The 5,171-nt window shown below is 71.5% G+C and carries 8 protein-coding genes; 2 read left to right on the forward strand and 6 right to left on the reverse strand.

Annotated features, from left to right (window positions below; genetic code table 11):
* On the forward strand, positions 1-322 hold a 322-nt coding region (locus EEJ42_RS34255; protein WP_123106006.1), incomplete at its 5' end, for an aminotransferase class I/II-fold pyridoxal phosphate-dependent enzyme.
* 34 nt (positions 323-356) lie between these two features.
* Here EEJ42_RS34255 and EEJ42_RS34260 read toward each other — a convergent pair.
* Together EEJ42_RS34260 and EEJ42_RS34265 are read right to left on the reverse strand one after the other, a co-directional pair.
* Entirely contained in the window at positions 357-590 is a 234-nt protein-coding gene (locus tag EEJ42_RS34260) for a DUF397 domain-containing protein (protein WP_123106008.1), read from the reverse strand.
* Positions 591-600: 10 nt separating this feature from the next.
* A complete protein-coding gene (locus EEJ42_RS34265) occupies positions 601-1,470 on the reverse strand; it encodes a helix-turn-helix domain-containing protein (protein ID WP_123106010.1) in 870 nt (289 codons plus the stop codon).
* A 266-nt stretch (positions 1,471-1,736) separates the two neighbouring features.
* Between EEJ42_RS34265 and EEJ42_RS34270 the strand changes: the two genes are divergently transcribed.
* Positions 1,737-2,165, forward strand: a complete 429-nt coding sequence (locus EEJ42_RS34270) for an ATP-binding protein (RefSeq protein ID WP_123106012.1) — start codon at positions 1,737-1,739, stop codon at positions 2,163-2,165.
* On the opposite strand, the gene EEJ42_RS34275 is transcribed toward EEJ42_RS34270, so the two are convergent.
* The 4 genes from EEJ42_RS34275 to EEJ42_RS34290 all read right to left on the reverse strand — a co-directional run bounded on the left by EEJ42_RS34275 (position 2,162) and on the right by EEJ42_RS34290 (position 4,942).
* The gene (locus tag EEJ42_RS34275) at positions 2,162-2,692 is read right to left on the reverse strand and encodes a DUF6328 family protein (protein WP_123106014.1); all 531 of its coding nucleotides are present in this window, start codon (positions 2,690-2,692) and stop codon (positions 2,162-2,164) included. The genes EEJ42_RS34270 and EEJ42_RS34275 overlap by 4 nt on opposite strands.
* 24 nt (positions 2,693-2,716) lie before the next feature.
* Entirely contained in the window at positions 2,717-3,922 is a 1,206-nt protein-coding gene (locus EEJ42_RS34280) for a nucleotidyl cyclase domain-containing protein (protein WP_123106016.1), read from the reverse strand.
* A 72-nt stretch (positions 3,923-3,994) separates the two neighbouring features.
* Positions 3,995-4,387: a VOC family protein gene (locus EEJ42_RS34285; RefSeq protein WP_123106019.1), complete on the reverse strand. Its 393-nt coding sequence runs from the start codon at positions 4,385-4,387 to the stop codon at positions 3,995-3,997.
* 81 nt (positions 4,388-4,468) lie between these two features.
* Positions 4,469-4,942: a C40 family peptidase gene (locus EEJ42_RS34290; RefSeq protein ID WP_123106021.1), complete on the reverse strand. Its 474-nt coding sequence runs from the start codon at positions 4,940-4,942 to the stop codon at positions 4,469-4,471.
* Between the last annotated feature and the right edge of the window lie 229 nt (positions 4,943-5,171).

Below are 5,171 nucleotides of genomic sequence, written 5' to 3' on the forward strand. Positions count from 1 at the left end.
CCTGCGGCTGCTGAGCCGGGAGCCGGAGCGCGCCGCCCGGGCCCGTACGGTCGCGGCGCGGCTGCACGCACGGCTGACCGCCGCCGGGCTCACCGCGGCGCGGCCCGACGCCTCGGTGGTGTCGGTGCGCGCGCCGTCCCCTGAGCAGGCGGTGCGGTGGGCCGCGGACTGCCGTGCGGCCGGTCTGGTGGTGGGCTGCTTCCGTCCCCCGTCCGTCCCCGACGGCATCTCGCGGGTACGGCTCACCGCTCGCGCGGATCTGACGGATCAGCAGGTGGAGGAGGCGGCCGACGTGATCGTGGGGACCGCACCGGCCGCCTGACGGATCGGTGTCCGGCGGTGTGGCGTCCTCCCGGCTACGGCCGGCAGGCGCCCCCGGAACCGGGGTCACCGAGATCGCCGTGGCACAGGTCCTCGACGAACGAGGTCCAGGCCGACGGGGGGAACAGCAAGGCGGGTCCCGCGGTGTTCTTCGAGTCCCGCACGGCGAGCAGGTCCGGGTTAAGCCGGGCCGTTTCGACGCAATTGTTCATTCCGACGCTGTAACTGCTCTTCAGCCAGACAGCGGACTTGACGGACAGATCGGACATGGTGCCCCTCTCAGGCGCCGCCCCCGATTTTCGAGATGAGGATCAATGAATCCTCGGGTGACAGGGCGTTGGTCCGCAGCACATCGAATGCGCTGCTGTACGCCCGGAGGTCTTCTTTCCGCTCCAGATAGAGGCTACTCGTCAAATGGTCGAGAACTACTACGTCGAGGTCAGTAATGTGCGGAAAAGAGAAGATAATGAAAGGACCGGTAATACCGATGGGCATTCCGGCGGAGAACGGCAGCACCTGCAATCGCACCTGCGGTAACGCGGCCATCTCCGCCAGCTGTCGCAGCTGAGCCCGCATCACCCCCGCGTCGCCCACCCCGCGCCGCAACACCGCCTCGTCGAGCACCGCGTGCAGCCGCAGCGGCCGCGCCTCGCGCAGCACCGACTGGCGCGCGATCCGCACCTCGACCAGCGTGTCCAACTGGTCCTGCGGCAGGTCCGGCAGCGCCGCCCGGGTCACCGTCCGCGCGTAGTCCGCGGTCTGCAACAGCCCCGGCACCACCGTGGTCTCCAGCGTGTACGCGGCCGACGCCTCCGCCTCCAGGCTGATGAAGTCCCGGTAGGCGGGCGGCAGCAGATCGCGGTACGCGTACCACCAGCCGCGCCGCGACCCCTCCGGATCCGAGGCGCCCCCGCCGCACAGCGCCTCCAGCAGCGCCCGCAGCTGGGGGTCGGTGACCCCGTACACCTCCAGCAGCCGCGCCACGTCCCCGGGCTTCGCCCCGCTGCGCCCGGTCTCGATCCGGCTCACCTTCGACTGGTGCCAGCTCAGCCGCCGTGCGGCCTCACCGCTGGTGAGTCCCGCCAGATCGCGCTGGCGGCGCAGTTCCTCGCCGAGCTTGCGGCGGCGTACCGCCGGGCCGTACCGCATCAGATCTCCCTCCCGCTGCCCGTCCGCTGTCCCGCCCTGTCGTGACCGTGGCCCAGTCTGCCCCGCAAATCCGGTCTTCCGTAGCAGAGTTCACCGCTTCGGGCGACAGATATATGCATAACTCGGTGGATCGCCCGCGTCACGGAGGGCATCGGTGGCAGTCTGACGGTCGGAGCCGCCGGGGCCGCCCACCCGGACCCCAAGGCTGCGCGGCGCCACCCGTGCGCGTCCGCAGCCGTGCCCCGGCGGGAAAGGGACAGGCCGTCATGGCAGACCATCAGGAAGCATCCGTCACTCTGCCGAGCGCGCCCGCCTCGGTTCCCGCGGCCCGCGCCTACGTGGCGAACGTGCTGGCCGAATGGGGACTCGGGGAAGGCGAGGAGGCCGCGGACACCGTGCGGCTCATCGTCTCCGAGCTCGCCACCAACGCCGTACAGCACACCCTGGGCGAGTCGCCCACCTTCACCGTGGACATAAGGCTCGACCACGACGGGCGGTTGGAGATCGGCGTCACCGACAGCCACCCCCGTCACCCCCGGCGGCTGTGCGCCGCGGCCCACCAGGACAACGGACGGGGGCTGGTCATCATCGGCTGTCTGGCCGCCGAATCAGGCGGCGAGGTGTTCGTCACCCCCACCGCGGACGGCGGCAAGACCGTAGGGATCGCGCTGCCGTGGACCGTGCCGGTGCGCTAGCGGGTGTCCTGGGGCGCGTGGTCCTGCGGCGCGGTCGGCGGCGGGCGGCGGCCCATCCGGCGGCGGATCCAGCGCGGGAGGACGCCCCACAGCCCGCAGCACACCGCGAACGTGCCCGTCGCCGCGGCGATCCCCGGGCCGCGCCCCAGCACCACGTCCACCACCAGCAGCACCGACCCGGTGAACGCCATCGTCAGCACGCACAGACCGGTCGCGGCCAGCTTTCCGGAGACGTCCACGACCCGGCGCTTGGCCCCCCTGCGGAACAGCGCCCGGTGCAGCGCCGCCGGGGCCGTGAACAGGACCGCTGCCACGACCGCGAGCAGGAGCGTGGCGACGTACGTGCCGCGCTGCACCTGGTCCAGCGATGCGAAGCGATCGGTGAAGGCCAGGGTCAGCAGGAAGGCGAACAGGATCTGCACACCCGTCTGGGTGACCCGCAGCTCCTGGAGCAGTTCGGCGAAGTTCCGGTCGTCACGCTCCAGCGCGGTCTCGCGACGGACGGTTCTCGGGGCGTCGTTCTTCATACCCCCACGGGTTACCGGAAGAGCTCACACTACGCGCTCGACCTGCCCCGTAGCCGCCCGCGCGTCGGTCAGCTCCAGGATGCGCGCATACGTACGACCGGCGTCCGGGCTGATCAGATAGTGGGGCATGTCGCCGCGCTCGATCACCCCGTACGGGCTCGTGCCCATCAGATACGAGGAGTAGAGGATCAGCCCGTTCGACTGACGCGGATCGACGGCCAGCGCCGAGAAGCCGGGGAACTCGTCCGTCTGGTAGACCCGCAAGCCGTCCGCCGCCGCCCCGTACCGCTCCTTGAACCGGCCGAACCGCTCCAGCGAATCCTTGATCTTCCGGGTCATGTCCTCCTGGTACTGCCGCGACAGGGTGGCCGCCGCGTCCGAGGACGGATCCAGCAGATAGCAGCGGTACACCCCGCCCCGGCGCAGCAAGCTCAAGACCGCGTCGCGATAGCGGGCCGGGCGCTCGGTGGTGACCAGCCGGGACGACGAGGTGCGCAGCGCGGTGCCCATGTCGAGCACCTCCGCGCCCGCCGCGTCCAGCAGCCGCGCCTTCTCCGCCGAGCTCGGCCGCTCGGGATAGGCGTGCACGGGCGTGCCGCCCGCCAGCCCCCGGCCCGCCAGCCAGGCCTTGGCCGCCTCGCCCGGGCCGCCGTCGCCCGCCATCAGATAGACGTCCTTGCCCTCGTGGCTGCCGACGTGCGCGAACAGCTCCGCATACCGGCCCGCGGTGCGGTACACGTCCTCCGAGACCGCCAGACAGTCCGGCGGGGTCGCCTTCTCCAGATGCGCGGCCAGATTGATGTCGGGGGAGTGGATGGTGCCGGTCCGGCCCTCGCCGGTGTGCCGTATCGCCCCCTTGTGCACCGCCATCCGCACATGCAGCTCGCCGTCCACCCCCGCCTGCGCGAACTCGTCCCGCAGATGCCGCAGATCGAGGGTGAGAAACGTCCGCGCCGCCTCCAGCGCGACGTCGCGGGCTACGCTCTCGCTGTCGTCGTGGATCGCGAAGAACCCGCCGTCCCCGCGCCAGTTCCACAGATCGCTGCGGGCACAGCGGTGCCGCGCGGAGACCTGGCCGATGCGCGCCCGCATCCGCTCCCGCAGCAGATCGAAGCCGTGCGCGGCCCGGTCCCTGGGGTTCGAGCGGACGATCGTCGAATAGCCGGAGGTGTCGACGAAGACGAGATACACCTGGTCGTAGGTCCGGTCCGCCTGGAACTGATCGCTCAACGTAGCTCCCCCCCTCCCGGTGCCGGTCTCCCCGAACCGGCACCGGCCCACGCTAACGCCTCACGGGGGCGGTCACACCAGACCACGCTCGACCGCGCTGCGCTCCACACAGAACTCGTTGCCCTCGGGATCGGCCATCACCACCCACCCCATCCCGTCCTCCGTGCGCCGGTCGTCGACGACCCGCGCACCGAACCCGAGCAGCCGCTTCACCTCCTCGTCCCGGGTGCCCGAGGGCGGCTGGATGTCGAGGTGGACCCGGTTCTTGACGGTCTTGTCATCCGGCACCCGCAGGAACAGCAGCCCGGGCACGCCGGGCTGGCCCGACTCGATCAGCACCTCGTCGTCATCCGGTGCGTCCTCGTCCGTCACGGCGTAGCCGGTCAGCCGCGACCAGAACAGCGCCAGGGCGTAAGGATCGTGGGCGTCGAAGGAGACGTGCCGGACCGGGTTGAGATACGCCATGCGGTTCCTCCGGAAGGTGACGGGGACCAGGGCGGTCCTGATCCTCCGTCAACCTACCGCCGGGGTCCGACAACCGGCCGGTCAGCGCACATGCCCGTACGAGACCTTGCCCGTCCAGATCCGCTCCAGCCGCACCACCGTGCCCGCCTTGGGCGCATGCCAGATCCGGCCGCTCCCCGCGTAGAGGCCGACGTGGTAGACGCTGCCTCCCGCATGGAAGAAGACCAGGTCACCGTGTTTGCGGGCGGACACCTTGATGTGGCGGGTGCGGTTGTACTGGGCGGCGGCGGTGCGCGGCAGCCGCTTCCCGGCCCGCTTGTACGCGTACTGGGTGAGCCCCGAGCAGTCGAAGCGGTGCGGCCCCGCCGCCCCGTACACATAGGGCGCGCCCTTCTTCGAGGCCGCGATCCGCAGCGCCTTGGCCGCCACGGTCGCCGCGTCGGCCTGCTGCGGCACGCCGGGCACCGTCACGGTGCCGCCGACGGCGACGGCGGTGAGGGCCGAGAGGGCACCGGCCCGGGAGACCATTCTGGGGATCCGTATGTGCGCGGTCATCTCGCACACCACCCTTCGGTGGCCGGGTTCGGTCGTCCCAGGGATGGTCGCCCGCCGCGGCCGCCGGTTCCGAGCCGAGCGGGCGGGGTGTGAGGGTGGTCACGGCTCTGCTGTTCGGGTGACAGGGCCGGCCCGCGGCCCGCCCTCCGGCCTGCGGTGACGGCGGTCTCGGCGCCGTCGGCCGCAACCCGGCGGCTGCCTCGCGCCGGGCCCCGCGCTACGCCGTTCG

It is taken from the genome of Streptomyces botrytidirepellens (assembly GCF_003721215.1).
Lineage (GTDB): Bacteria > Actinomycetota > Actinomycetes > Streptomycetales > Streptomycetaceae > Streptomyces > Streptomyces himastatinicus.

Coding starts and splice junctions, on each gene's coding strand:
- EEJ42_RS34260 (WP_123106008.1), bottom strand. CDS start 590: ATGTCCGATCTGTCCGTCAAGTCCGCTGTCTGGCTGAAGAGCAGTTAC.
- EEJ42_RS34265 (WP_123106010.1), bottom strand. CDS start 1,470: ATGCGGTACGGCCCGGCGGTACGCCGCCGCAAGCTCGGCGAGGAACTG.
- EEJ42_RS34270 (WP_123106012.1), top strand. CDS start 1,737: ATGGCAGACCATCAGGAAGCATCCGTCACTCTGCCGAGCGCGCCCGCC.
- EEJ42_RS34275 (WP_123106014.1), bottom strand. CDS start 2,692: ATGAAGAACGACGCCCCGAGAACCGTCCGTCGCGAGACCGCGCTGGAG.
- EEJ42_RS34285 (WP_123106019.1), bottom strand. CDS start 4,387: ATGGCGTATCTCAACCCGGTCCGGCACGTCTCCTTCGACGCCCACGAT.
- EEJ42_RS34290 (WP_123106021.1), bottom strand. CDS start 4,942: ATGACCGCGCACATACGGATCCCCAGAATGGTCTCCCGGGCCGGTGCC.